Source organism: Bdellovibrio sp. HM001 (assembly GCF_055397275.1).
In genome coordinates this window covers 2242763-2268863 of record NZ_AP029174.1, presented here as the reverse complement: position 1 = coordinate 2268863, position 26101 = coordinate 2242763, and the positions used below count along the sequence as shown (strand labels likewise).

Here is a 26101-nt window from a genome sequence, read left to right as displayed (position 1 = left end):
TAACCACAGAGATTCCGAAAGAACACCCCATGCAAGGAGAAGAGCATGGGGAATTTCAAATACCATTTGTTTAATCCCAGAGAATTAAATTCTGAAACGGCAATGCTGAGCAATAAAATCTATGAGGCTTGGTGTGCGGTCTACAGCGAGGTCTTGGGTGCTGTTAATGAGCCCTTGAACGCCGACGATTTTCATCGCAATGACATCATTGTGTGTATTACTGACGGCGATAAAGACGATAGAATCGTGGGTTTTCATTTATACAGTGTGTTCGATTTGCGTTCGAAGGCCCATTTGGATCATCACTACATGAAGGCTTTTGACGAAGTCACTCTATCCCGCTTTCGCCAGCGTGGAATCACAACCCTGATGAGTATGGAATATCTGACAGTGTTGCCGGAATACCGTTCCCGCAACACCGACGTAAACTGGTCCGAAATTATCATTGCACTAGGCAGCCGAGTGATGGACGTATCACCCGGCTGGGATGCCGTGATAGGGACGGGGCGTAAGGATTTACATGTTCGCAGGAAGGCGGCCCATAGTGGTCTTGAATACTTTGGCGATGTGATGAAGATGAACTATGTGTGCGAAATTTTGCTGGCGCAGAAGGGGCGTATTACAAGGTTTGAAGATCCCAAGACGGCCGCCCTGGTAGATAGTCTTTGGGCGGAAAAAAACTGCCATATCCCGTTCCTGAATCAAGAAACCAAATACAACAAGAAAGCGGCTTAATTGCTGCGGAAGAGGCCTGTTATGAAAACGAATGTTTCCGATGAGCTCAATTTCCTCATGCAAGAGTGTAAAAATAAAATCGATAACTTTCCGTGGCACGACCGAGCCTGTTATTCGGCCTGGGTGGCGCAGACATACTACTTTGTCAGTCACTCCACGCGCTTGCTGGCGCTGTCAGCGGCCCGCACACCCTTGGAGTCGCAGGAGTATCATTTGCGTTTTCTTGCCCACACCGCTGAGGAAAAAGGCCATGAGAAGCTTCTGGTGAATGATATGAAGGGTTTGGGCAGTAAGATGTCTGATTGGCCCGAGATGGCTGCGGCCTCGGCGATGTATCAAACCCAGTACTATCATATTGAGCACTCTTCACCGATGGCATTCTTCGGCTACATCCTGGCTCTGGAGGCGCTGGCCGCGCGTTTTGGTGCTGAGATCGGAAAGAAAGTGGAGACCAGTTTCGGACCTAAAGCAGCCCATTTTCTGCGTGTCCATGCAGAGGAGGATATTGGTCACGTGGAAGAGGCCATGGAAAAGATCAATCATCTGCCACCGGATCAGCAACAGCTGGTTTTAAGCAATCTGCGCCAGTCCCTGACATACTATATTCAGATGTTGGATGAATGTGTGGCTTACGGGCGCAGTCGTTCCCGGTCTGCGGCGTAAAAGGATTTTTAAAAACAAAAAAAGCCCTTCTTTTTCGGGAAGGGCTTTTTAGATTCCAAGATCAGAGGTTTGGGAGATCTACTTTACTGTCGCTGTGTAGATATCGCAAATGTTGCCCTGGAGCAAAGAGCCGCCACGGTAGATGGTGGCATCCAGAACATTTTCACCTTTCAGGGCCTCTTGACGGATTCTTTCGCAATCACTTTCGTAGTTTTTGCAGATGCCAGCGTCTTCTTTGTTTTCACAAACCCAGAAAAGACTTTTCACTTTTTGGCCGACAATTTTTACGTTCTCAAGTTCGGAGTGCAGTTCAACGTTGCAGATGATCTTGGCGCGACCGTTGTTGTCGATCTCGCTGGACCAGCTGTAAGTGAATTTTTTGTATTCCAATTCCAAAGCGCGTTTGGAGGCGATGTCCTTTTTGCGGGCATCGATGCTTTCAATGAACTTCTCGCAGCGTTCGCCCAGTTCCTGAGTTGTGCCCTTACGCGACCACTGGAGTACGCGTTTGGAGGGTTTGCCGAAGATACAGCGGTCGCCGGCTTCGTTACAGCCAACGCCGGTATAGTAGGGGGCCGCATGCGCGATGCTTCCCAACATCAACAATGAAAGTAGTGCTATCATTTTCTTTTTCATAAAGTGTTTTGTTCGAAAGTCTTCTGGGAACTATCCCCAAAAAAGCCTGCGATCTCCTTATGCTGGACTGCTTTGCGAAACTTATTCCAATCTGACGGGTGGTTTAAAGCGAGATTAGCCCATCTATGATGTATAAATTCCTGCAATAGGGACGAGCTTGGGCGTCTGTCAAAATTCTGAACAGCCGCAAAAGATACAGGCCCCGGGAGCTTCCCGGGGCCTGTGCAAGGATCATCATTTACCGATTTTTTAGAACGCGGCGATGCGCTGGTGAGTAGTTTCAGAAGAGTTCATCTTTGCATACAGTTCGCCATAGTTTTTCATGACGCGAGAATTGTATTCCGCAGGTTTGACGTTCTTCGCCAGAAGGCGGCGCACATTCGTGGGGCCCATGTTATAGGCGCTGACATACTTCATGGCCTTGTTGTTGAACTTGCCACGCAGATAGTTCATGTACGCCAGACCAATCTTGATGTTGGCTCCGGGGCTTTGCAAAGTCTTTTTGCCATTCCAGGGAAGATCAAATTTTTTAGCGATCCATTCAGCCGTATCGGGCTTGATCTGCATCAGACCGATTTCACCGTGGCGGCCGACTACCAGTGGATTGAATTTACTTTCCGTTTTAATCACAGCCAGGACGAACACCGGGTCCAATTTATATTTGGCACTTTCGGCAATCACCGTGCGGGCAATGGCGCGGGCCTGGTATTTGAATTTTGGTGGAAGCTGGCTTTGAACCTTCTGATAGATGGCTTCATTTAACGCCTGTTGGCCCTCCAGTGCCTGAGCGTCGCTGCCAGTATAGTCGCGACCCAGAAGCTCTTTGGCGTGAGCGATGCGGGAGGCTTCGTTCACGCTTTCAATAGCAGGCACTTCATGGTGCCAGCTGGAGAAAGAGAAGTTGTTAAATAGAACCGACGTGAGCGAAGCGGTGACAAAGGCGATTCCGATTTTGAGATGTTTCGTTTTCATATCCGCGTCCTCCTGTTACAGAGGAATAGTTCAAGGGTCGTGCCGAGAAGCTAAGTGCATGGAATGAATCAGGTCTTGGAATGAATCAGGTGTCAGGTGCGATGAATTTGAAATGGGAACGGGGGGTGTCAATCAAAGTATGAACACTGTCTGATCAGTGGTTAGTCGATATGGGATGAATTCTTACTCTGAGACACTCGGGATAAGACACCGCAAATTGCGATGAAACCAAGGATAAAAAGGCTTGATTGAGGAAATAAAAAAAGCGCTGAGTTGTCGGCTCAGCGCTTGATGATTTGCATCTAAAAACGATTCTAGAACAGATAGCGGCGGTACGCCACACTCGATATCAGGCCCAGCCCCGCCATGGTGGTCAGCATGCTAGATCCTCCGTAGGACAGCAGTGGCAGCGGAACCCCCACAATAGGAAGTAAACCGATAACCATTCCGATATTCACAAACATGTGCCAGAAGATGTAACACAGAACTCCGACGGTCAGAAGAGCTCCGAATTTATCCCGGGCATTGGAGGCAATGCGGATTCCGGTGATGAACAAGAAGCAGAATAAACCGATCACTGCGATCGAGCCGACAAAGCCGTGCTCTTCGCTCAGTACAGAATAAATAAAGTCGGTGTGACGTTCAGGCAGGAATTCCAGTTGGGACTGAGTCCCTTTCATAAAGCCTTTCCCGAAGAAGCGGCCCGAGCCCACGGCAATTTTGGATTGGATGCTGTTATATCCGGTTCCGCGCGGATCGCTGGTCGGGGACAGGAACGTCAATACACGGTTTTTCTGATAATCGTGCAGAACAAACTTCCAGGCAATCGGAATGGCAATAATGCCCAACGCGATGATGGTGGCCAGAATGGATTTTCGGATCTTCGCAAAAATCATCATGGATCCGCCGATGGCTGCCAACATCATCGCCGTTCCCAAGTCAGGCTGTTCAACGACCAAGCCAAAAGGGATCAGCAGGGCAATCAATGGCAGAGCCAATTCTTTTAATCCCATACCGCTGCCAAATGTCGAACGGGTGGAAAGGATTTTGGCCATAACCATAATCAATGCCAGCTTCATGGTCTCTGACGGTTGGTAGCGGAAGAACCCCAGATCAATCCAGCGTTGCGCCCCCAAAGCAACCTTACCGAAGAAGGTCACATAAAGAATGGCCCCCAGATTCAGGAAGTAGGCGATGGCGGCAATTCGCATCACGACGGAATAATCTACGATCGTCACAACCAGGAAGACCGTCCAACCGACGATCAGCCACATGATTTGTGAAATAAACAGCGAGGCCACGTCCTGAGTTGTCGGGCCGTGGGTGGCACTCCAAAGATTGATCAGACCAATCACGTTCAAAGCCAGAATGACGATGATCAGGTTGATATCTAACTTTTTGAAGAGAGTTCTTTCTTCTACATGCAAAGAGGTAAACACTCTTATTCTCCTTCAACAGTTTCTGGCGCAGCCACCGGAGCCTGTGCTCGTTTGCCGCCCTTGGCTTTTAATGCCGCTTCGATCACCTCAGGGTGATATTTTTGGAAATAGGCCTGAACAATATCGCGAACAATCGGTGCGGCTCCGGTGCTTCCATGACAGGAGTGCTCCGCCAAAGCCGCAATGGTGATTTCCGGGTTGTCTGCCGGCGCAAACGCAATGTACCAGCCGTGGTGACGCATATGAATCGGACGGCCTTCACACTTTGCATAGATCTGGTCGGCCGAAAATCCCATGACCTGGGCCGTACCGGTTTTACCCGCCATCTGCACGCCGGGAACTTTCCAGTGTTTTGCCGTTCCGCGATCACCATTGGCCACGCGTCTGAGGCCTTCTTTGACGGTTTTAAAGGTCTCTGGCGAAATGTGTACACCATTGGGTTGAGTCTGTTGCAGATCACGAACCACCTGCGGGAAGTTTTCACGCAGAACTTTCCCGTCCTGATCTATGATTTTTCTGAGCAGGAAGGGTTTAACCACCTTTCCTTCTGTGCCGATGGCATTGTAAGCAATCGCCATGGAAAGTGGGGTGACGTTCACAAAGCCCTGACCAATCGCCGTGGAAAGGTTTTCCCCGGGTTGCCATTCTTCACCAACAGTGGCCTTCTTCCATGCTGAATTCGGCATGGTGCCGGACACTTCACGGGAAAGCTCAATGCCGGTTTTCTGTCCGATACCCAATAGACTGATGTAGTCGAACATCTTATCAACACCCAGCGCGATACCCATCTTATAGAAAAACACGTTCGAAGATCTTTCCAGAGCTTCAAAGATTGTGATGTTACCGTGACCGCCTTTTAAGTGGTCATGGTAAGGACGACGGCCAAAGTAAAACACACCCGGTGCGGAAACAATCGTGGTCGGGGTGATCACTTTTTCCTGCAGTGCTGGAACCGCCACCAAAGGTTTGAACGTCGATCCCGGAGCGTTGTGATCCTGGATAACTTTATTACGCAAAGGTTTGAACGGGTCGTTGATCAGTTTGGACCACGTCTGGGCGGAGATACCGGTTGAGAACTCATTGGGATCAAAGGATGGAGTGCTGACCCAGGCCAGGATCTCTCCATTGGTTTTCATGGCCACGACGGCACCGATACGATTTAAGTTCATGAACGACTTAAAGGCCGCTTCCTGGATATCACGGTCAATCGTCAGAATCGCATTGTTCCCGTGAACCGGGATCATGTCCTTGATCTGCTCGCCGTAAATATTCGGCGTTTGCGTCACAGCCTCCCGACCGTGGGCATCGACCTGAATAAAGCTGACGCCGTCAGATCCCCGGATGTCTTTTTCCAGAGTTTCTTCCAGTCCACTTTTCCCGATAATGTCGCCCTGATCAAACTTCAGTACACCTTTGTATTGCTCATTCAGAATCGGCAACTGACGTTTGGAGATCTCTCCCACATAACCAAAGAGCTGGGCTCCGTTGTCACGCAAAGGATAGAAACGCACGATGGATTCACGAATCTCCAGCCCCGGAGTGTCCAGGCGCATGCGCTTCAGACGGAAGACCTCTTCGCGGCTGAGATTTTCTTTCAGACGAATTTGCGCAAACGGACCGTTCTGGCGGCGGCTTTTTTGAACCTTCAAAACGACTTTTTCAGGTTCCATGCTCAAAACCGGGCCGACGGTTTTTGCCAGCTCATCCAGGTTCTCAATATACTGAGGCGACAAGATGGCCTCAAAGCCCGGCAGATTTTCCACCAGCACTTTGCCGTCACGATCCAGCATCAGTCCGCGGGGAGCGGTGATTTTGTTTTGTTTGATACGGTTTTTCTCAGAGAACTCGCGCAGCTCATTTCCAGAAATAATCTGCAGATACCACAGGCGCATTGTGAAAATGGTCAGGGCAAAACCGATAGCGATATAAAAGATCTTATACCGGCTCTGATACTCTTTTGCCTCGTCCGGATTACTGACGTAGGTACTCATAGCTCCAATCCTCCGGGCTCATGCATTAATTCGTCCTGTGTGATCTTGTCGATCTTGGCCAGCAGCCAGTACATCGGGAACGCGAAAGAAGGAGTCAGAACAATTTGTACCAGTCGGTCTACAATCTCAAAGCTTGCAGGGTTCTTCTCTATCACCATCGAAGTAAAGAAATAAATCAGGTGATAAGCCACGGCAGAGAAGGCACACATAATCGTATAATATCCTGAGCCGGACCAAAAGACGCGTGTTTTGATTCCATAGACCAAGGTAAAGAGAATGATGAGACTGATCCACATCATCTTCAACGGCATGGCCGTAAATGTGAGCAAAATGAAGCCCATGGCGTAAATCGTGAAGATCGCCGGGAATGGTTTACGATAAAGGATCACATATACAATCAGATTCAGCCACAGCAGGGGGGAAGGGACATTCCCGAAAAGCTGAAACCAAAATGTGGTCTGAAAGCCGGCCAACAGCATCAGCACGGCAAAGAAAACCAAAAAATTCAGAAGGACGTTCCAGCGGATTTTCACTGTCTCTTCTCCTGAGGTTTAGGTGTGGCCACGGGAGCAGGGCTGGCCGCCGGGCTGGCCGCTGGAGCGGTGGGGGCTGGCGTGGGCGAGGCCACGGATTCTGCAGAGGCACCGGATTCGGTGCCTTCGGCGGATTTAGGCGCATACTTATCGCCAAAGTCCTCGTTGTTTCCTTGAGAAATAATAAAGACCTCTTCCACTTTGTAAGGGTCCACAACCGGGCGCAGATCCACTTTCAAGGAGACACTAAAAGTCTTCTTTTCGACGGATTCAACCACAGCCACGGGGAAACCTTTAGGGAAGATGTTGTCCAGACCTCCGGTGACAACCAGGTCGCCTTCCTGTACATCTTCAGTTCTTTCCACGTATTTCAATTGCAGGGTGCTGCTGTACTGGCTTTTGCCTTCGACAATCCCGTGGGCGCGGGTTCTTTGTACAATCCCGTCAACAACCGCATAGCGGTCAGTGATCAGCATGACATGGGAGGTGAAAGTGTCTGGCTTAAAGATATAACCCAGAACGCCGCCGGTGGTGATGACGGCCTGACCGGCCTTCAATCCGTCCTTAGTTCCCTTGTTGATGGTGATGGTGTTGTGGTCGATCACCAGATCACGTCCAATCACTTGTGCTGCGATCAGGGACATCTTGGTTTGTTCTTTGAATGCCAAAAGTCCGCGCAGGCGGTCGTTTTCGATCAAAAGCTCGTTCATTTTCTCCAGACGGGCCTGCAGCTCGTTGTTGGTGCTGGTCAATTGCTCGCTGTGCTTTTTAATGTTGATCAGATCCAGATACATGGCCGTGGTGCCTTTGACGCCGGAACTAAAGCCGTAGAAGGTCTCTGACACTGCACTTCCAAGAAGGCTGAAGGGCTTGGCCAACCAGTTGGATTCCTGCGGACGCTGCTGCATGTTGATAGAAATAAGCGGCAAGGCCAAAACAATCCCTATCATCACAAGTTTCTTGAGATCAAAGTTGAAGAAATTCAAAACCGGTTCCTCTTTGTTGCAATATGGATGGGGACGGTTTTTTAGTGCGTCCCTGTCTAATATTTCCAACGCTAGTCAAAAGCTTCAGGGAATTCAACAATTTCCCCTTGAAAAAAAATAAAAATAGTTGGGTAATGAATCGGCGTTTTTGAAGTTCGTTTCAGGAAGGATGAAGTTATGAGCGACAGTATGGCAGATAAGTTGAAGAGAAAACTCTCCACAAAGAGCATCACGGCGATGGTGGTTTTCGGAGCTATCATTATGGTTTTTGTCTTCTTCGGCATGCCCGGCCAAATGGGTGCGGGAATTGGTTCCGTTGCGCGTGTGAATAACACGTTGATCTCTGTGGCGGACTTCCAAAATGAAGAAAACCGTATCCAACAGTATTACCAAAACCTGTTTGGAAGTCAGATGGACTTTAGCTCTCAGCGTCAACTTTTGCGCCAGCAAGCTTTGGAAAACCTGGTTCGCATGGAACTGGTGTCTCAAGCTGCTGAAAAGAACGGCATTCTGGCGACAGATGCGGAAGTTCGCGACTTTATCGTGAAGGATATCCCATTCTTCCAGCAAAATGGTCAGTTCCAGAGGGAATTCTATTCCCGTTACCTGGAGTCCACACGCTCCACTCCAGGCAACTTTGAGAGCAAAGTGCGCAAGGACATTGCCAATGTGCGCGTGCGTTCTTTGTTTGAACTGGTGACCCAGCCAACGTCAGTGGAGTTGAAGAAGCTTCAGGATATCCGTGGTTCCAAAATCAATGTCACTTTTGTGAAGATTGATTCCGAAGCTGTCAGCAAAGCGATGACCAAAGAAAAAGCGGAAGCTGCCATCAAGGCTTTGGATGAAGCCTTGATAAAAGGTGACGAAGCTGCAGTTAACGCGCAGTTAAAAGAACTGAAGGCGACATGGGAAGAAACAGGTCTTGTTTCCCTGGACTCCGAGACCTTCCCTAAGATCACAAGCTCTGTGGCAACGGAAGCGGTTTTTGAGCTGACAAAAGCTCAGCCTCTTTTGAAACGTTTGGTTCGTGACGGCAATGCGAAATACGTCTTGAAGTTGAAAGAATCGAAAATGGAAGAAGTTAAAACGGCCCTTGAACCAATGTCTGTTGAAATGCTTCAAAAACGCCGCGGCGACGGCATGTTTGAGGCTTGGATCAATCAGTTCCGCTCCAAATCTCACGTGACCATGAACACTCAGGCGTTGCAGTTGAACTAAATGCTGCAATTCGTAAGAGAGATTCCCATTCGAATCGTCTTGCAAGAAACCCCGTCCGCTCGACGGGGTTTCTTATTTCATCTGGCGGCAGGGTTTGCTCGCCAGGGTGGGCAGCTTGATCCCTTGTCGGGGATGAGTGTGAACCTGATGCACGTCGATAGCTGGTTGGCTGAGGTGAAAGCTCGGGCCGAGCAGAATTCCTGTTCCGATTTGCATGGTTTGATGCAGGCAATCCGGTCAGAACTTTCAGGCAAAGCGACCTCTCAAGGGGCCCAGTTGTGCAGTCTGATGTTGCGTGAAGAGCGTGGCTGGAGTTTGTCCTGGAGTCAGGATGAGGATCCTGCCGGGATTCGATGGGCCTATTCTCACTATCTGGAGATGTTGCCTTTGACGGGGAATTTTGAGCTTCTGAGAGTGAGTTTAACCTGGCTTCGTCCGTCCTCTTGTGATGCGGATCTGCCGCATGAAGGCTTTAAGATCATGAAGTCGCTGCAAAACACATCGGGTTTGCAAGAACTGCTGGAAAAGCTCAAGCCCTTTAAGGGGACGACACTGTCCTCGGGATGTCTGTTGGAGGACATTCGCATTCATCTTTGTTCTCAGGACATTCTTTTGACTTTGTAATACGGCCTTGGATCGCAGTGGCGCTCGGTCAGTTCAGATCACCAATGACAATGCAAGGCTCGGTGTCGATCTTTTAGACGCTCTTAGGGGCTTATCCGGGCCCTGGTGTTTTTGGGGTGGGCACTGGGTTTGCTTTGAAATATGTGGATTCCTTTAATTGAAGTCTACCAAACGAGGGTTGTATGAAACTGAAAGCATGGATTCTGGGAAGCGCCTTGGTGATGTCCGTTCAGGCCTTTGCGGAAAGCTACTGGGCTCCGGACCCTCGTCCACCGCGCTTTTGTTTGCAGAACTTCAATGCCTACGGCCCTATCTATGCCAAGGATATTGAAGGCCGCACCGAGCGCATGACCGGCTTATTACAGGCCATCCCCAAGTGTGAGGTGGTTCATTTGCAGGAAGTCTGGAACGAGCCGCAGATCAATCTGATCGAAAGAAATCTAAAAAGACAATACAGCATCAGTGCCCCGAACCGCGACTCTCGCATTGGTGTGATGTCCCTGGTTATGGGGGATATTAAGGGTACACAAACGCAGGCATTTGATGTGAACAACGAAGGCGGTGTTCTGGATTCCGTGCGCGAGGCTTTAAATGTGCGCAAGGCCTTTCATGTGGTGAAGGCTGGGTTCTTCGGGATTGATGAGGATTTTTATTTCATCAACACGCACTTGCATCCGTCGTCTCCGGCCGTGCGGGTGACGCAAGTTCTGGATATTTTGAAGTGGCGCTTGCAGCATCAGGATATGAAAATGCTTTTGTCAGGTGATTTTAATGCCAATGTTGGCAGCTTGGAGCGGGCGTTGGTGCTGGCAACGTTAGGCACCCGCGATGCGATGGAAGACGCCATGGGCGGCTATCCCAAGAAGGGTTACTGTACTTATTGTGCAGGGAATCCACGGGGCTGGATGCTGACGGATCAGGTTTTTGATTATATCTTTTATTCCAATATCGGTGAATCCGCCACGACCTTGCGCGTGGAATCCGGGGAAGTAAACATGCGCGGGACCCAGCGCGAACCGCTTTCGGATCATTATGGTGTGCGTGTGCAGTTTTCTGTAGACCCGAATCGTTCTTCCACGAACGAATTAGGATTGGAGCTTCGCAAGTCTTATGCTTTGCAGAATCTGGCAAAAGCGGAGCGCCTGCTTGCGCAGCAGGAGGAACCGGAATTCCGTCCTTACTTACAACTGCTGAGGGAGCTGCAAAGTCAACTTCAGGGGAAGTCCGGAGAGTTTTATCGATACTTTGTAAACTTCCGCTAAATCAAGGTGAAGGGACGCGCGCATTGATCTTTTGCACGTCCTTGTTTAACCGGGATTTTTTTGAAATACCGAAAACACCGAAGTCTTCGATGATCGGCCGACCCACACGCTTGAAGGATTTCAGCGGGATGCCTTCCTGGTGGGCATAAAAGGCCAGGACGTCCGTGTTGCAGACGAACAGTTGAATCTCTCCGGTGTACAGCTTACGCAATCCCTGGGCGACACTCTGAACCTCCACTTTGCGGCTTTTGGGGGCCTTCAGGTAGCTTCCCAGAGGTTCCCCGTATTCGTAACCCAGAACATAACCGATACTGTAGTAGCGCAAGTCCTGAGGTGTTTCCCAGCGCAGCTGTGATAAATACTGGTTGCTGGCCAGTGTCCACAGAGCTTCTTCTGTTTTGATCACTTGTTTTGTGTAAGTCAGATAGGTTTTTTTCGGGTCCACTTGCATCGGGCCGATAATATCCACGGCCCCGTTCTCTGCTTCTTTGAGGGCCCGCTTCCAGGGGATGATTTTAACGTCCAGATCCGATTCTTTGATGGCAAGCATTTTCGCCAGCAGAGGCAGGGCAGTCCCTTTCGGGACCCCATTTTCCTCATAGATAAAGGGCGGATAAGGGTCCGAGGCAAAGCGAACTTTTTGGGCCTCAGCAGATAAGGAAAAAAGAAATATCACCCAAAGCAGTGGCATGTCTTTTCCCCTTTTGCGTCCCTAATCAAGATGTTTTGGTGTGAAAGCTTCCGGGAAAATCTCCGGGAACTGGAATGATTTCACCTTACCTTGAAGATTTGCGGTATGAATAATTGTGTGTTCATTGGCAAACTCTGCAATCACCTGGCGGCAGAATCCGCAAGGTGGCCAGGGCTTTTCTGCATCACTGACAACCAAAATTTCCTTGATCAGTTTTTGTGCGCCTTCGCTGACCGCTTTGAAGATGGCCACACGCTCGGCACAGACCGTCCCGCCGTAGGACGCATTTTCCACATTGCAGCCTGTGAAAATCTGGCCATCGCCCATCAGGACGGAGGCCCCGATCAGTGCGCCAGAGTAGGGGGCGTGAGCTTTACGTTGAACTTGGCAGGCGGCTTCAAAAAGTTTTTTCTGTGTTTCATTCATAGATCTAGATTCTCTAATATTTTGTTCAGGGCGATCAAGGGCAATCCTTGAATGGCAGTGAAATCCTGGCTTTCGATTTTATCAAACAGCATGATTCCGTGTTTTTCAATTTTATAACTTCCGGCGCAGTCAATGGGATTGTCCAGGCTGACATACTTTTCAATCTGCTCGCGGGACATTTTCTTCATGTGCATGCGCGTGATGTCCGTGTAGGGAATCTTTTTGTCACCGTCGTAAATGCAGATGGCGGTGATTAATTCATGAGTTTTTCCCTGCATGCTCATCAGTTGTTCAACGGCCTTCTCAGCGGTGTGGGCCTTGCCGATAATGCGGCCTTCGAAGGACACCAGTTGGTCTCCGCCAATCACAACCGCGTCGTGCGTTTGCAGGCTGGCGGCTTTCAGATCCGCCAGTTTTTCTGCCAGAGCCTGCGGTGCCAGGGCCGGGTCTTTTTCTTTATCTTCGTCGATCAGAGGGGCCTGGGCCGTGTAAGCGTAAGCCAAACGAGAAAGAAGTTCTTGGCGGTATTTCGATGTACTTGCGAGGATCAGTTGCTTTTTTGGCATAGGGCTCAATATATCCGTTCTTGCTGGCAGCGGCACCACTTTAACCTCACTCTTGCGGCGCATCTGGTTGAAAAAGCTTCGTGAATGGCAAAATTCAGAGCCATTTGCAGGAAATTGCGCTAAGAAGGGGGTGAATTGGATATAAGCTTATGACGAAACAAACTCTTCCTGACGTAGCCAAAGAAACTCATGCTGAACGATTTGCCCCGATTGACTGGGTGGGGATGGGGGCTATTGAGCTTCCGGTGATCCTGAAACAGGCCGATGGCCCGTATCGTATTCCGGCACGAGTCGACGCCAAAGTCAGTCTGGATAAAAAGCCTTCCCGTGGCATTCACATGTCGCGATTGTATTTGCTGTCCCAGGAAATGATGACCAAGTCTGATTTGACTCTGGGGCTTCTGGGGCAGGTGACGTCCGAGTTTCTGCGCACTCACGAGGATCTTTCCACGCGGGCGCTGGTTCAGGTGCAGTTCGAGGCTCCATTGGTGCGCAAGGCCTTAAAAAGTAATAACCAGGCTTGGCGCTCTTATCCGGTGGTTCTGTCAGCGTTCAATGAAGAGGGTAAAATCAGCTACTTTGCGGAAGTGATCGTGACTTATTCCAGCACTTGCCCGGCTTCGGCGGCTTTGTCCCGTCAGTTGATTCAGGATGGTTTCAAGCAGCAGTTTTCCAATGATCAGACTTTGGATTTCGATATTGTGCATGCGTGGTTGGGAACTCCGCAGGGGATTGTGGCGACTCCACATGCTCAGCGCAGTTTTGCCCGCGTGAAGGCTGAAGTCGGTCCGGACTTCCATTACGGTGACTTGATCGACGTGGTGGAGGAGGCTTTGCAAACGGCAGTGCAAGGGGCCGTGAAGCGTGAAGACGAGCAGGAGTTTGCTCTTCGTAACGGCCAGAACCTGATGTTCTGTGAGGACGCGGCTCGTCGGGTGAAGGATGCCTTGGACGGGAAGCCTGCGATCTTGGACTATGTGGCTGAATTCAGCCATGTGGAAAGCCTGCACCCACATAATGCGGTTTCTCACATTTCTAAGGGTTTGAAATTACGTAGTTTTTAGTTTCCACAGAAAAAGCAAGGTTAGCGCAAATCAATTGATAATGATTCTTGATTATGTGGACTTATCTGAAGGGCTCCCCTATAACTAGGGGCCTGAGGTGACCATATTATGGGTAAAGATTCTGTTCCATTCCTTCCGCGCCAACACGACGACGACATCATTGTTCACTCTGAGGAGTTCGACGAGGGGGAGCTGAAGCGCATCATTCGCGCCTTGAACCTCAAGGTCACCAGCCAACGTATGGCGATTTTAAAGGCCCTGCATGAAGGGCGTCGCCACGTCACAGCTCAAGAGCTTTACGAAAAACTCAATAAAGAACATCCAGATATTGGTTTTGCTACTGTGTACCGCTTCCTGCGCACTCTGACTGAAGGGTCTTTCGTGACGGAAGTGCGTATGGGTGGCTTGCCGGCGCGCTATGAGCTGACCCCGAAAGGTCACCACGATCACTTGACTTGCGTGAAGTGCGGAAAGATCTGCGAATTTGAAAACAAAGCGATCGAAGGTCTTCAGGAAAAAGTTGCTAATCAATTTGGCTTCAAACTGACTCATCATATTCTTGAGCTGTATGGGGTGTGTCCTGCTTGTCAGGCTAAGAACCTGTAACCTGATAAGGCGGATCCGACACAAGGTCGGATCCGAATGCTTGTTTCTGATTTAGAATTGATATCCCAAATGGACCGTCGGGAAGAACTGCACGCGCTCTTGGTTGTACTCTTTGTTGTTTATCTTAAAGGTCACGTCGTTTAGCAGGTAGTTGATCCCGATCCACGGTTGAATATAAAAGCCTTCATTGCCAAAGCGATATCCAGCTTGAACTCCAACAGAGCCGACGGATTCTTGTTGCTCCTCGTGTGACACTTTTTCTGTAGCATAAAGATTGTTGATCCCGCCAGAGATGCCTGCGAAGAATCCATCCGGCTGGTCTCCGGTATAATTCAACTTAAATCCATATCCATCGAACTTGGTATCAAAGTCTTTATTTGCTTCAACATCATCCGGCACATCCATGGCAAATACGCCAAGATCCAGAACCAGGCCTGTCTGTCCCAGTTCTTTGCTTACATGCACGGAATAACCTTTAAAGAAATAGGCGATCGGATCGACCTCCACCATCCAGCCTGATCCTTTTGCGAGAGCAGGTTGAGCGAGGGTGATGACAGCGATGAGGCACAATAATTTTTTCATAGAGTCTCCTTTTTTAAATTAATCTAATGCCGTTAGATTAATAATCTAACGGCATTAGATTAATATTGCAAGAGGGAATCTTGATGTGATACAAAGAGCGTATGGGCAGGCCTAAAAAGAAAGATCAGATCGATAAAGACTATATTTTGGCTAAAATAGAAAAGACCATGGTCAAGGCGCATTGGCATGAGCTGAGCATTGCTGGAATTGCAAAGAAGGTCGGGGTCAAGTCTCCCTCTATTTATCATTATTTCTCCGGACTCGAAGGTTTGCGCAATGAACTCTCCATGAAGGCCACCATTGAATTTGCCGAGGTTTTGGCAGAATCCTTGGTGTCAGTCCCACAGGAGCAGAAGCTCAGGGTCTTTTTTGAAACGTACCGGGCGTTCTCGAAAGAGAATCCATTCAAGTTCGAATGTGTTCAGTTTGGCATTGCTTCTCAGAACAAGGAGTTGCTGCAGAAGGCCTATAAAATCGTCCAACTGGCGACCGAGGCCAGTGATCTCAAAACACCAGACCGAAGTCTGGAGGAGATCATACATAAGGTTCGCATTATTCGCTGTCTGCTCAATGGCTTTATTGACCTGGAATCCAATGGGGGATTCCAGCTCGAACAGTCGAGTGATGAAACGTTCGAATATTTGATTCGATCCGCAAAAGCCATTTTGGAATTAAAATATTAACGGTCACGGTCAGTTTTCTTAAGTCTTGTTTTGGAACGACCGATAGGACTTATATGAAGTTGGCTTTAAAAAGGTGGGGAGTCATTATCCTCGCACCTCTTTTTTTGGGTATTAGCAGTGGCGGGCTTGTTGAGCTTGAGGGCTACTTTAATGCTCGTTATTCAGCCAACTTTCTGAAGTCCACGCGCAACGTGCGTTTTGTTTTGCCTCCGGGGACGAAAGCTAAAATTCAGGAAGTAAAAAAGTTCAGCTCCGGTAAGTACGGGCTGAATGTGGAAGTGCTTGATGGCAAACAAAAAGGCGAAAAGGCCTGGGTCTATTACAACCCTTCCAATCCCGGTATGAAGCTTTATGAAGGCGAACAGGCTGAAGCTCAGGACAAGACCACCAAAGAAGTGGAAAAAGCCGATCGTGTGCGCACAACTCGCAAGACCGAAGCTTTAAGGGTTCCGGCCGGTGCGCAGGAAAAAGAGAATAAAGACGCTGCTGCCGAAGTGGCTCGTCAGATCGAAAAAGGTAATAAGGTCGTCAAAGAACAGGCGCAACCCGGTGGTCCTTGCCGAGATTGTGAAGTTTCAAAGCTCTATTCCCGTGATGTCAAACAATCAGAGGTGGTTGATCCCAAGGTCAGTCAGTTTGCAGGTCGATCTTCGGCTGATGCGCCGACGTTGCGCCCACCCACGCGCACGGTGAATCCTTATGGAGTTCGTCCAGTGACGTGTCGGACGGTGGGTACATATGATTCCTGCACAAGCCAGGGGGATCCGGCGGAAAGCAAATTTAAACTCTTCAATCGGGGCCCCAATCGCATTGTGCCCAGCAAAGCGGAAAACCGTGACCGAATTTGGACCTTTGAATACGAGGGGGGAGCCCGGCAGGATCTGGGGTTTTATATCAGTGATTCCCCGAATTCGACCCTGAGCCATATTCAGGAAACCTACATGATGGTGTTTCCGCGCAAGACGCTTCCGCACATCCGTGTGGAAGGGAACAGACAAATCGTGACGTTGCCGACGGGTGAGACCGTGACTTTCAATGCGCAGACTCGTGAAGTGATTGGTGGAGTGATGAGCGAAGATGGTCCGATCACCAAGGGGGGCACGAAACTTGACCCTCCGAAAGTGACCTATCGTGGTTCAGGTGTTGTTGTGCGGGTGGATGCTCGCGGGGATGAACCTCGTTTGCAGAAAAACGGAACAGCCACGATCAGCAAACAAGGGCGCACATGCAAGGTTCCCACCAAAGACCTGTGGCCGGACCAGCGTCAATCCTCCGCCGCCCATTTCAAATACTTCTCAGACTCCGATTTTGACACTTACCTAAAATCCAAATGCGGCTTCGGCCTCTAAAAGGTGCCTGGTTGTTTTTTCTGGCTACAACGCATCAGGTGAAGTCCTTCGTTAATTAAAAAGCCCGTCTAGCAAGTTATTGTGAGTTCTTTGTGTTTTCCTACGGACTGCTGCGCCGTAGCCAGAAAAAACAACCAGGCACCTTTTCTCGGCTTTCCTTCTGGAAGGCTCGGGCTTAGACTTTGGGGTTATGTCGCATGCTGAAGATGGAATCATAGTTAAGGGTGCAAAAGAGCATAATCTCAAAGACGTGAGTGTTACTATCCCGCGCAACAAGATCACCGTGTTTACGGGATTAAGTGGCAGTGGGAAGTCCTCGCTGGCATTTGATACGGTCTATGCTGAAGGACAAAGACGTTATGTAGAAAGTCTTTCGGCCTATGCGCGCAACTTCCTTGAACAGCTAAAAAAACCGGAAGTGGATTCCATCACGGGGCTTTCTCCGGCAATTGCGATTGATCAGAAATCTGTCGGTACCAATCCTCGATCCACCGTGGGCACGGTGACTGAGATCTACGATTACCTGCGCCTGTTGTATGCGAAGCTGGGTGTTCCGGAATGTCCGACCCACCATATTCCAGTAAGCAGTCAAACCCCGCAGCAGATCATCGAAGAGGTGTTCAAAAAAAGCCAGGGGACTAAGTTTTATGTCCTGGCTCCGATGGCGTCGGGAAAAAAAGGGGAGTTCTTAGCTGAATTCCAACGCTGGGCGAAGAAAGGTTTTGTCAAAGCCAAAGTCGACGGCAAGATGATTGATCTTGATAAGGCCACCAAGCTTGCCAAGACCAAAACCCACGATATTGATCTGGTGATTGATCAGTTGATTCTGAAAGACAGCCTGAAGCTGCGTCTTTCTGAAAGCATCAACACCGCACTTTCCATGGCCAATGGCCGCGTGATCATTGAAACTCTGGACGGGGATCGTGTGTCTTATTCTTTGCATTCGGCATGTCCCGAGTGCGGCTTCAGCTTCCCGGAGATCGAACCAAGACTTTTCAGTTTCAACAACCCACGTGGGGCCTGCCCGACATGCAACGGACTGGGGACGATAGATCTGGAAGAAGAGGAGCAATTCTCTGACGGTGAGGTCGGTGGTAAAAAACTCGACAAGGTCGTTTACAAATACAAAGGTAAAAAAACTTCGGACGAAGACGATGAAGAGGGCGAGGAAATGGTTCTGAACGACTGCCCGGATTGTCACGGCAGTCGTTTGAAGCCGGAAGCCCTGAATATCCGTCTGGGCGGAAAAACCATTGCCGAATTGTCTGATTTGGGTGCGGTAGAGCTTCGGGACTGGGTCGCGAAACTGGAGTGGAAAGCCAAAGACCAGTTGATCGCGGAAAAAATCGTCAAACAAATCCTGGCACGCCTGGATTATCTGATTCGAGTCGGCACAGGATATCTGTCTCTTAGCCGTCCTTCGCGCACACTGTCGGGGGGCGAAGCCCAGCGTATTCGTCTGGCCACGCAAGTGGGTTCGGCCTTGATCGGCTGTCTGTATGTCATGGATGAGCCCAGCATCGGGCTGCATCCGCGGGATCATCACAGATTGCTGGATATTATCGGTGAGCTGAAGGATCGTGGGAATACCATCTTGTTGGTCGAGCATGACGAAGACACCATTCGCTACGCCGACTTTGTTGTGGACCTGGGGCCGCGTGCGGGGATTTTGGGTGGGGAGAAAATGGCCCAGGGGACGCCGGATGAACTGGCGGCCAATCCGAACTCATTAACAGGAAAATACCTCAGTGGCGAGATCCGCATTCCTGTCCCCAAAGAACGTCGCAAGGGGAACGGTCACACCCTGAAGCTACTGGGGGCCAGTGGAAACAACTTGCACGATGTGGATCTGGAAATTCCACTAGGGACCTTCACCACCGTGACGGGGGTGTCCGGGTCAGGAAAAAGCACCCTGATCATCGACACTCTATACAAGATTTTGGCGCAGCACTTTTATAAGGCACTGGCACAGCCTTCTCCTTATAAAAAGATTCAGGGGCTTGAGCACATCGACAAGGTCATTGATATCAATCAAAAACCCATCGGGCGAACGCCGCGGTCGACGCCAGCAACTTATGTGGGGCTGTTCCCGATGATTCGTGATCTGTTTGCAAACTTGCCGGATTCAAAACTGCGCGGTTACGAACCGGGACGTTTCAGCTTTAACGTCAAAGGCGGACGCTGTGAAACCTGCATGGGGCACGGGCAGATCCGTATGGAGATGCACTTTCTCAGTGATGTGTTTGTGACCTGCGATACTTGTCTGGGGCGCAGATACAACCGCGAGACTTTGAACGTAAAATACAAAAACAAATCCATCGCCGATGTCCTGGAAATGAGCGTGGGCGAGGCTTTGGATTTCTTCCGCAACCACACTCAGATCTATCGCAAGCTTGAAACTTTGCATCGGGTGGGGCTGGACTATATGACTTTGGGTCAGAGTTCGACCACTCTTTCAGGGGGTGAGGCTCAGCGTGTGAAGCTTTCCAAAGAGCTTTCCCGTCGTGGCACGGGTAAGACGCTGTACATTTTAGATGAGCCCACCACGGGTTTGCACTTTGATGACGTTCGCAAGCTGGTGGAGCTGATTCAAGAACTTGCCGATCAGGGGAACACCGTCCTGGTTATTGAACACAATATGGAAGTGGTGAAGACCTCGGATCATGTGATCGACCTGGGCCCGGATGGAGGAAAAGGCGGCGGCTATATCGTTGCCACGGGAACTCCAGAGCAGGTGGCTAAGGTCCCTGCCAGTGAAACAGGCAAATTCCTGAAGCCTCTGTTGAAATAAACCGAGTTCATTTTTGACAAGCCATGTCTTCAACGGCCGCCCTTGATTCTTAGGGCGGAATCGGGGAAATCTGTCAGAATGAAATACTTTACAGGTTCCTTTGTCTTTACCTTCATCGGTCTGATTGCGTCTTACTTCGTGGGTCATTACTACGGTGGCACGGTGACAGCCGGTCTTCAGGCCCTTTTTATTGCCTCCATTCTGGCGATTCTTGAAATCTCATTGTCTTTCGATAATGCGATTGTGAACGCTGTTGTTCTAAAGGAAATGACTCCGGTCTGGCGTCATCGGTTCCTGACTTGGGGGATGCTTATCGCGGTCTTTGGGATGCGCTTGGTCTTCCCATTATTGATTGTGACCTTCATGGCGGATGTAAATCCGTGGGAAGCTTTGGTGATCGCGGCGACGAAGCCGGATGATTACGCCAAAATGATGCTGGATGCTCACTTGCAGGTGGCAGCCTTCGGAGGAAGCTTCCTGTTGATGGTGGCACTGAAGTACTTCTATGACGGCAGCAAGGATTTGCACTGGATTCCGTTTATTGAAAAGCCGACTCGTTATATTGGCAGCAAAGTCGAAGCCATCGAAGTCTGCTTAAGTTTGATTATTCTTATTTTGATCACGAACTTCCTGCCAAAAGAAGAAGCCTTGCCGTTCCTGATGGCGGGGATGGCGGGTCTGATCACTTACGTGATCGTGGATGGTATTGGTTCCTGGTTGGAAGCCTCTGATGAGCAAATGCACGACGTGCACAAGGCCAGCGCCGGGATGTTCCTGTATCTGGAAGTTCTGGATGCGTCATTCAGTTTCGACGGGGTGGTGGGAGCTTTTGCGATCACGCATAATTTGTTCATCATTATGATTGGTCTTAGTATCGGAGCCTTCTTCGTGCGTAGTTTGACGATCATGTTCGTGGAAAAAGAGGCACTGACCAAGTTTGCCTTCCTGGAGCACGGGGCCTTCTATGCCATCGGTTTGCTTTCCATGATCATGCTGGCAGATCCGTTCCTGCACATCCCCGAATGGTTCACGGGCCTGAGCGGCGGGATTATTATCCTGACTTCGTTCTTGTGGTCCCTGAAAAAAGGCAACATCGAAGCCTCTCACTAGGCGGTTGCTGAAAAAGGCCCCACTGACTGCGTTGTCGGGGCCTGTCCTCGCTCCTAGGTTTCTTTCTTGGATGGGTCCCACAGAATTTGCAGGACGGAGGCAGTCATGATCAGAACGGCGCCCGAGATCTGCAGCGGTGACAGGCGTTCGTTCAGGATCAAAAAACCAAACATCGCGGCAAACGGCGATTCCAGCAGGAAGATCATGCTGGCGGTAGAGTCGGAAAGAATTTTCTGTGTTCGAATTTGCAAATAAAAAGCAATGATACTGGAACCCAGTCCCAGGCACAAAACTCCCAGCCAAGGTTTGGCTGTTGGTGTGCCGACAAACATGTGCTCCTGAGACAACAACAACGGCGTCAGCGCCAACAGGCACCACAGAGACTGGAAGTTATTAAAGCGAAAGGCGTTGCCCACACGGTGGGATATGCGCCCGATATAGATGATATGAAATGTCGCAAACACCGCGCACGCCAAAGTCCACAGATCCCCGGTGTTGATGTTGTCGATCTTTCCGCCCACCAAAATAAAAGTGCCCACCAATGCCAGGAAGGTCAAAGCGTACTGACGCCAGGAACTGGCGGTCTTAAAGAACCAGGCATTAAACAAAGGGACTAAAATCACATACAGCGCAGTTAGAAATCCGCTCTTGGTGGCGGTGGTGTATTTTAAACCTATAGTCTGTAAAAGAAGCATTCCGCCCAACAGCAGTCCAGCAGGCAGGGCGCGGGTCAGCTCCTCGCGCAAGCTGACAAAGTTGGGTCCTTTGGCAATCAGGTAAAGAAGTTCTCCGACAACCCCGGCAATAACAAAACGCAGGAAAAGAGTCTCAACAGGAGTGAAGGCCTCCAGCGCCCACACAGTGGCGACAAAGCCGAAGCCCCAAAGGACTCCGGCAAAGATCAGTTCTAAGGCCGAACGGTTTTTAGTCAAAGGCCTCTGCCCAGATCTTGGTTTTATCAAAACCATCAACTTCCAGAAGTTGATGTTTCACTTCCTTGATCATGCCGCCGTTACCGCAAAGGTAGAACGTGGTGGGGATGTTCTTGTAATCAAATTCAGAGATAAAGTTCTGCACGTAACCTTTTTTGCCCTTCCAGTCGTCCTGGGGACGGCTCAGCACAAATTCAAATTTGAAATCAGGCAGTTCTTTTTCCAGAGCTGCCATTTCTTTTTGATAGTACATGTCCTTCTCCGTGCGCACGCCAAACAGCATGCGGTAGCGCAGGTTTGGGTACTGCTCTTTTTTTGAAAGCAGGTAGCAGATGTGTTGGGATAGCCCTGTGCCCGTGTTCAGGAAAACAATTTGCTCTGTCGGAGGTTCCTGGAAGAAGACTTTTCCGAACGGGCCGGTGAAGTTTAAGAGTTCTCCGCCTTTGAGTTGCCAAACAAAAGTCGAGGCAAGTCCGTTTTCAACGAACTTGAACAGAAGACGGAAGCCGTCTTTAGTGCGGTCGTCAGAGGCGATGGAATATGCACGCAGCGCTGGTTTTGCTTCCCCTTGAGGGACATGAAGCATCACGAATTGGCCGGCTTTGAAGTTGAATTCATTGGGAGTCTCAGTTTTGAGGACCAATTCCCGCACTGTAGGGGTGTGGTCGATGATCTCTGTGACTCTCATGTGGTAGATCGTACGAGCGGCAGACATAGGGCTCCTTCATATTGCAAAGAGGATTTAATAGTCTGAAAAAGCCAGACAGTCCAATGTTTTAGCTTGTTACAAAACCTCGTATTCAATAAAATTAAAGCTCAGCAGAGAGGTACAACCGTGAATAGTGCGCAGCATCTGGTTTTGATCGTTTTATTGGCATTTGCGTCCTTTGTACACGCACAGACGTCTGAGGAAACACCTCAACCAAGTGCTCCAACCACGCCGGCGGTGGAAGCCTCTGAAAGTGGGGACTCCACGGAAGAAGTGCCAGCCCCTCAACGCTCCTTGCTAAAAACAGCGGCGACCCGGGATTTTAATAAGCCTCTTTACTTCGATCAGATAGACAATGGGGTGATTTTGCCCCCGCTGGAGTTGGAATACGACCTGACGGGTGGAAAGACCCTGAAGTTGGGAAATCTGCAGTTCAATGAAAGAAACTTCTTCTTTGCCTTGCTGCCACTGGGTAAGACGCATTCACAGCTGTCTCAGGTGCTCAGCGGAAGTGAAGCGGGTAAAGTGACTTTGGTGATGGCTTGGCCCGAAAAACTGATGAGCCACGGCACCCTGGAGATGATTTCCCGCACGGGCACTGTCTTGTGGAGCTACTCTTTTACTCAGGAAGATCGTACAAAATGGCAGAAGCAGCTGGATGGCTGGAGAAAAGCTCTGGTTGAAAAAGGGGTTGCCGCCAAAGACGTGGCGCGCTCTGGAATCTTTGGATCTCAGTTTGCGATTGTTGACGTGGAAAGCGCGAAAGCTCCGTTCTGGGGCCAGAAAGAATCATTCCGTTTCTGTGTCACTCAAACAGATGGCCGTAACTCCACGAAAATGTGCTCTCAGCGTTATGGAACGAAATCCTCCGGTAAGAATGTGATCATGGGGAAGGTCCGCTCTGATGCGGTGACCCCGCGTGTGCTGGTGAATAACGAAGAGGCGGCACTGAAGAACTCTGTGCCCGTGGCGGCGGACATGCCCAGCTCGTTTTTCGCAGAGCTGGGAACAGGTGAGTCCTATGAGTTTGTGACCTTGCCGAATAAGCTGGAGCTGATGGATATCTCCGATACGAAAAAGCCGGGCACTTTGCGCATCGTGGGTTATGATACAAGACCGATCGGACGCTCTGTGATTTTGAATCCGGACCAGTACGGTTCTTTGACAAAGCTTTTGGGCTTTGAGGCGACGATTGGGGACCCTCGTAAATTCTGGGCGGCGGCCATTAAGAAGGACGATCCAAAAATTTATCTGCCAGGTCAGGGGGGTGGCGTATTCAAACAAAAATTTGAACTGTCTGAAATTCCTCGCGCGCAGTCTCGTGTATATTTAAGCAAGCGTGCACCCACCGGAACCTATATCGATGGAATCAAGCTGGAAGGCCGCAAGCAGCCAGTGGCGCAGATCACCAGCGATCAGAACTCTGCGCAGGAAAACCCACAGGATCCGGCCTCCTTTGTATGGAACTTCCGGGCAACAGAGCGAGGTCAGATCAACCGTTCTTATCTGACTGTGGAAATGGATGGCAAGACGTACAAGTCTTACTATGAAATCTACAAGGGCTATCCGCGCGAGGTGTCCGGACGCTTCACGGGTGTTCAGGCCAAGAGTGAATTTATCATCATGGGGGAAGTGGCCTACAATCAGTGGTTCGAGGATCTGTTTGGTTGGACCAACTACTGGCTGTCCCGTCAGCGCTGGGGTGTCAGTGCCAAGTACTTCCAGTCGTTCAATCAGCTGAAAGTGGATACGGCCGGGAACACGGCTCCACTCAGTGTGATGACCTTGGATTTGAAGTACCGCGCCACCCCAGGTCTTTGGGGGCGTGATGAGTCCGTTGGGGGGATGTTGTCCTATCAGAACGTGACGTTTGATAAGTTGAAAGCACCGATGTTGGGAGTGGGGGCCTTCTGGGCGCGCTCCATGCCGAAGGTGTTTGATGACTTCTTTAATCTGCTGCCTTTCATGCGTTATCCGAAATGGGTGGATATGGAGTTCATTTACTATATGAGCTCCATGGACTCAAAGGTGACCCTGAATGCGCCCATGTCCCTGAACTTCCATGGTAAGGTTCTGTGGTCAGAGCGCTACTTCGGAGAGGCGGGCTTCGGTATGAAACGCTACGGCTTTAAAGATTCGTCTTTGAATCAAAAAGCTGAACTCAACACGTTCTATGGCACCGTGGGCTTGGGGATCAACTTCTAAGTCTCAGGGATCATCAGTAAGAACAGACCCAAAAACGGAGGCCCCAGGTCTCCGTTTTTTGTTTTAAAAGATTACCATTTAAGGTCACCTGTTCAGGTCTTTGACAGCTGAGCAGGATTTAAACACCCCTCCGCGCTGGATTGTGAATTGCTCTAGCTTTCGACGTCATAATAGAAAGGACGTCGAATGAGACTTATAAAAGCAGCCCTCCTGTTTTTGCTCACCTTTGCCTCGGCATTGGTTTTTATGCCGGAAAAAGGTTATGCCACATCGACAGACGCGGAAGATCTGGCGGCCTGTTCTCCGAAAGATGTGCGTGAGTACATGGCCCCGCAGATGAAGAAGTATTTCATGACTCCTTCGGATCAGGGAAATATCGGGTGGTGCTATGGCTATGCTGCCAATGATATTCTGAGCCAGAAGTTAGGAATTCCACTTTCGGCCATTTACACGTCATCAAACTATACAAGTCGTATCACCGGCGCGGGCCGCTTCTTTCGCAGTATTCTGAATGGGGATACGGCGGTTGCAGAAGGCGGTTTTATTGCCGGAGCCATCAAGGATATCAAAAAGAATGGTTATGCGTGCAGTACGCAGGCGCTGCCTCAGAACGGAAACTTCACGTTTGAATTGGTCCCTCGATATGTGTCCATGGCAGGAACGGGTGATCTGGTTCGCTACATGGAGAAAGTTCGTGAAAACGACTGCAACGATGAAATGTGCCAAAAGCGCGTGGACTATCTGTTTGATTATTTCTTCGGTAAGCTCAGTGTAATCGATGTAAAACGCTATGTGATCAACACCAAGGATTCTCGCCTCGAGGATGTGTTGTTTAAGTTGATGGATGCAGGTTGTGGTGCTGCCAAGGTGAAAGTGCCAAGCTCTCTCAAAGTCCGCACGGGCGGGGACACCAGCAAGCAGAGCAACTCTTCTGACAAATACCCCTCTGATAGCTACGACCCAGAACAAACCTTGATTGCGAAGCTCAATCGTCAGTTGAATGCGAATAAGGTGGTGGGTTTTGAATACAACGCCAAACACATCACCGGTGTTGGAGGAATCTTCGGCGGCTGGCATGCATCTTCTGTGGTGGGACGAAAAGTGATCAATAACAAGTGTCACTATCTGGTGCGCAACTCCTGGGGGACGACGTGCTCGTACAAGCCAGGGGTCATTTGTGACAAAGACACTGGTTCTTACTGGGTTGATAGCGCGACCTTCAAGCGCATGACCACGAAGCTGGTCTGGGTCGATTAGTGATAAAAAACTGAGCGAGGCTATAAATGCTTCACAAAGACCGCAGCCCCCCTGCGGTCTTTGTCGCTCAG

Annotated in this window: 25 protein-coding genes; 13 read left to right on the top strand and 12 right to left on the bottom strand. The window is 49.9% G+C overall.

Annotation, left to right across the window (positions count from 1 at the left end; all coding sequences use genetic code 11):
* The first annotated feature begins 45 nt into the window (after window positions 1-45).
* On the top strand, window positions 46-735 hold the full coding sequence (locus ACZ5ZZ_RS10810) for a hypothetical protein (RefSeq protein ID WP_464131081.1): 690 nt from the start codon (window positions 46-48) through the stop codon (window positions 733-735).
* 21 nt (window positions 736-756) lie between these two features.
* Window positions 757-1398: an iron-containing redox enzyme family protein gene (locus ACZ5ZZ_RS10805; RefSeq protein WP_464131079.1), complete on the top strand. Its 642-nt coding sequence runs from the start codon at window positions 757-759 to the stop codon at window positions 1396-1398.
* Between the two features lie 78 nt (window positions 1399-1476).
* On the opposite strand, the gene ACZ5ZZ_RS10800 is transcribed toward ACZ5ZZ_RS10805, so the two are convergent.
* The 6 genes from ACZ5ZZ_RS10800 to mreC all read right to left on the bottom strand — a co-directional run bounded on the left by ACZ5ZZ_RS10800 (window position 1477) and on the right by mreC (window position 7955).
* Entirely contained in the window at window positions 1477-2034 is a 558-nt protein-coding gene (locus ACZ5ZZ_RS10800) for a hypothetical protein (protein ID WP_464139328.1), read from the bottom strand.
* Window positions 2035-2283: 249 nt separating this feature from the next.
* Entirely contained in the window at window positions 2284-3006 is a 723-nt protein-coding gene (locus ACZ5ZZ_RS10795; RefSeq protein WP_464120742.1) for a lytic transglycosylase domain-containing protein, read from the bottom strand.
* Between the two features lie 314 nt (window positions 3007-3320).
* Complete coding sequence (rodA, locus tag ACZ5ZZ_RS10790; RefSeq protein WP_464120743.1) at window positions 3321-4445, bottom strand: rod shape-determining protein RodA; 1125 nt, start codon at window positions 4443-4445, stop codon at window positions 3321-3323.
* A 2-nt stretch (window positions 4446-4447) separates the two neighbouring features.
* Window positions 4448-6436 carry a penicillin-binding protein 2 gene (mrdA, locus tag ACZ5ZZ_RS10785; protein WP_464131076.1) on the bottom strand — a complete coding sequence of 663 codons (1989 nt, stop codon included), beginning with the start codon at window positions 6434-6436 and terminating at the stop codon, window positions 4448-4450.
* The gene (locus tag ACZ5ZZ_RS10780) at window positions 6433-6969 is read right to left on the bottom strand and encodes a hypothetical protein (protein ID WP_464120745.1); all 537 of its coding nucleotides are present in this window, start codon (window positions 6967-6969) and stop codon (window positions 6433-6435) included. Before ACZ5ZZ_RS10780 ends, mrdA begins: the two co-directional genes overlap by 4 nt.
* Entirely contained in the window at window positions 6966-7955 is a 990-nt protein-coding gene (mreC, locus tag ACZ5ZZ_RS10775) for a rod shape-determining protein MreC (protein ID WP_464139326.1), read from the bottom strand. Before mreC ends, ACZ5ZZ_RS10780 begins: the two co-directional genes overlap by 4 nt.
* Before the next feature lie 177 nt (window positions 7956-8132).
* On the opposite strand from mreC, the gene ACZ5ZZ_RS10770 reads away from it, so the two are divergent.
* From ACZ5ZZ_RS10770 to ACZ5ZZ_RS10760, 3 genes are all read left to right on the top strand, one after another.
* Window positions 8133-9173, top strand: a complete 1041-nt coding sequence (locus tag ACZ5ZZ_RS10770; protein ID WP_464131075.1) for a SurA N-terminal domain-containing protein — start codon at window positions 8133-8135, stop codon at window positions 9171-9173.
* Window positions 9174-9797 carry a hypothetical protein gene (locus tag ACZ5ZZ_RS10765; RefSeq protein ID WP_464139324.1) on the top strand — a complete coding sequence of 208 codons (624 nt, stop codon included), beginning with the start codon at window positions 9174-9176 and terminating at the stop codon, window positions 9795-9797.
* A 182-nt stretch (window positions 9798-9979) separates the two neighbouring features.
* Window positions 9980-11059, top strand: a complete 1080-nt coding sequence (locus ACZ5ZZ_RS10760) for an endonuclease/exonuclease/phosphatase family protein (protein ID WP_464139322.1) — start codon at window positions 9980-9982, stop codon at window positions 11057-11059.
* Window position 11060: 1 nt separating this feature from the next.
* On the opposite strand, the gene ACZ5ZZ_RS10755 is transcribed toward ACZ5ZZ_RS10760, so the two are convergent.
* Genes ACZ5ZZ_RS10755 through ACZ5ZZ_RS10745 form a run of 3 tightly spaced genes read right to left on the bottom strand, consistent with a single transcriptional unit; the run spans window position 11061 to window position 12742 of the window.
* Window positions 11061-11750: a substrate-binding periplasmic protein gene (locus ACZ5ZZ_RS10755; RefSeq protein ID WP_464139320.1), complete on the bottom strand. Its 690-nt coding sequence runs from the start codon at window positions 11748-11750 to the stop codon at window positions 11061-11063.
* A 21-nt stretch (window positions 11751-11771) separates the two neighbouring features.
* Window positions 11772-12176, bottom strand: a complete 405-nt coding sequence (locus ACZ5ZZ_RS10750) for a cytidine deaminase (protein ID WP_464120751.1) — start codon at window positions 12174-12176, stop codon at window positions 11772-11774.
* A complete protein-coding gene (locus ACZ5ZZ_RS10745) occupies window positions 12173-12742 on the bottom strand; it encodes a Maf family protein (RefSeq protein WP_464131071.1) in 570 nt (189 codons plus the stop codon). The genes ACZ5ZZ_RS10750 and ACZ5ZZ_RS10745 overlap by 4 nt, the downstream gene beginning before the upstream one ends.
* 149 nt (window positions 12743-12891) lie before the next feature.
* Here ACZ5ZZ_RS10745 and folE2 point away from each other — a divergent pair, with 149 nt between their 5' ends.
* Together folE2 and ACZ5ZZ_RS10735 are read left to right on the top strand one after the other, a co-directional pair.
* On the top strand, window positions 12892-13806 hold the full coding sequence (gene folE2 / locus ACZ5ZZ_RS10740; RefSeq protein WP_464131069.1) for a GTP cyclohydrolase FolE2: 915 nt from the start codon (window positions 12892-12894) through the stop codon (window positions 13804-13806).
* A gap of 108 nt (window positions 13807-13914) precedes the next feature.
* Window positions 13915-14412, top strand: a complete 498-nt coding sequence (locus ACZ5ZZ_RS10735; RefSeq protein WP_464120754.1) for a Fur family transcriptional regulator — start codon at window positions 13915-13917, stop codon at window positions 14410-14412.
* A gap of 51 nt (window positions 14413-14463) precedes the next feature.
* Here the strand turns inward: ACZ5ZZ_RS10735 and ACZ5ZZ_RS10730 are convergent, their stop codons facing one another.
* Entirely contained in the window at window positions 14464-14994 is a 531-nt protein-coding gene (locus ACZ5ZZ_RS10730) for a hypothetical protein (protein ID WP_464131067.1), read from the bottom strand.
* 101 nt (window positions 14995-15095) lie between these two features.
* On the opposite strand from ACZ5ZZ_RS10730, the gene ACZ5ZZ_RS10725 reads away from it, so the two are divergent.
* The 4 genes from ACZ5ZZ_RS10725 to ACZ5ZZ_RS10710 all read left to right on the top strand — a co-directional run bounded on the left by ACZ5ZZ_RS10725 (window position 15096) and on the right by ACZ5ZZ_RS10710 (window position 20927).
* A complete protein-coding gene (locus ACZ5ZZ_RS10725; RefSeq protein ID WP_464131065.1) occupies window positions 15096-15677 on the top strand; it encodes a TetR/AcrR family transcriptional regulator in 582 nt (193 codons plus the stop codon).
* A 53-nt stretch (window positions 15678-15730) separates the two neighbouring features.
* Window positions 15731-17026, top strand: a complete 1296-nt coding sequence (locus ACZ5ZZ_RS10720) for a hypothetical protein (RefSeq protein ID WP_464139318.1) — start codon at window positions 15731-15733, stop codon at window positions 17024-17026.
* Window positions 17027-17216: 190 nt separating this feature from the next.
* Entirely contained in the window at window positions 17217-19817 is a 2601-nt protein-coding gene (gene uvrA, locus ACZ5ZZ_RS10715) for an excinuclease ABC subunit UvrA (RefSeq protein WP_464139316.1), read from the top strand.
* A 78-nt stretch (window positions 19818-19895) separates the two neighbouring features.
* The gene (locus tag ACZ5ZZ_RS10710; protein WP_464120759.1) at window positions 19896-20927 is read left to right on the top strand and encodes a DUF475 domain-containing protein; all 1032 of its coding nucleotides are present in this window, start codon (window positions 19896-19898) and stop codon (window positions 20925-20927) included.
* A 53-nt stretch (window positions 20928-20980) separates the two neighbouring features.
* On the opposite strand, the gene ACZ5ZZ_RS10705 is transcribed toward ACZ5ZZ_RS10710, so the two are convergent.
* Both ACZ5ZZ_RS10705 and ACZ5ZZ_RS10700 read right to left on the bottom strand, forming a co-directional pair.
* Window positions 20981-21859: a DMT family transporter gene (locus tag ACZ5ZZ_RS10705; protein WP_464139314.1), complete on the bottom strand. Its 879-nt coding sequence runs from the start codon at window positions 21857-21859 to the stop codon at window positions 20981-20983.
* Window positions 21852-22574 carry an FAD-binding oxidoreductase gene (locus tag ACZ5ZZ_RS10700; protein WP_464139312.1) on the bottom strand — a complete coding sequence of 241 codons (723 nt, stop codon included), beginning with the start codon at window positions 22572-22574 and terminating at the stop codon, window positions 21852-21854. Before ACZ5ZZ_RS10700 ends, ACZ5ZZ_RS10705 begins: the two co-directional genes overlap by 8 nt.
* Window positions 22575-22694: 120 nt before the next feature.
* Between ACZ5ZZ_RS10700 and ACZ5ZZ_RS10695 the strand changes: the two genes are divergently transcribed.
* Together ACZ5ZZ_RS10695 and ACZ5ZZ_RS10690 are read left to right on the top strand one after the other, a co-directional pair.
* Window positions 22695-24773, top strand: coding sequence for a hypothetical protein (locus tag ACZ5ZZ_RS10695; protein ID WP_464139310.1), 2079 nt, complete (start codon window positions 22695-22697; stop codon window positions 24771-24773).
* A gap of 186 nt (window positions 24774-24959) precedes the next feature.
* Entirely contained in the window at window positions 24960-26030 is a 1071-nt protein-coding gene (locus ACZ5ZZ_RS10690; RefSeq protein ID WP_464139308.1) for a hypothetical protein, read from the top strand.
* Window positions 26031-26101: the final 71 nt, after the last annotated feature.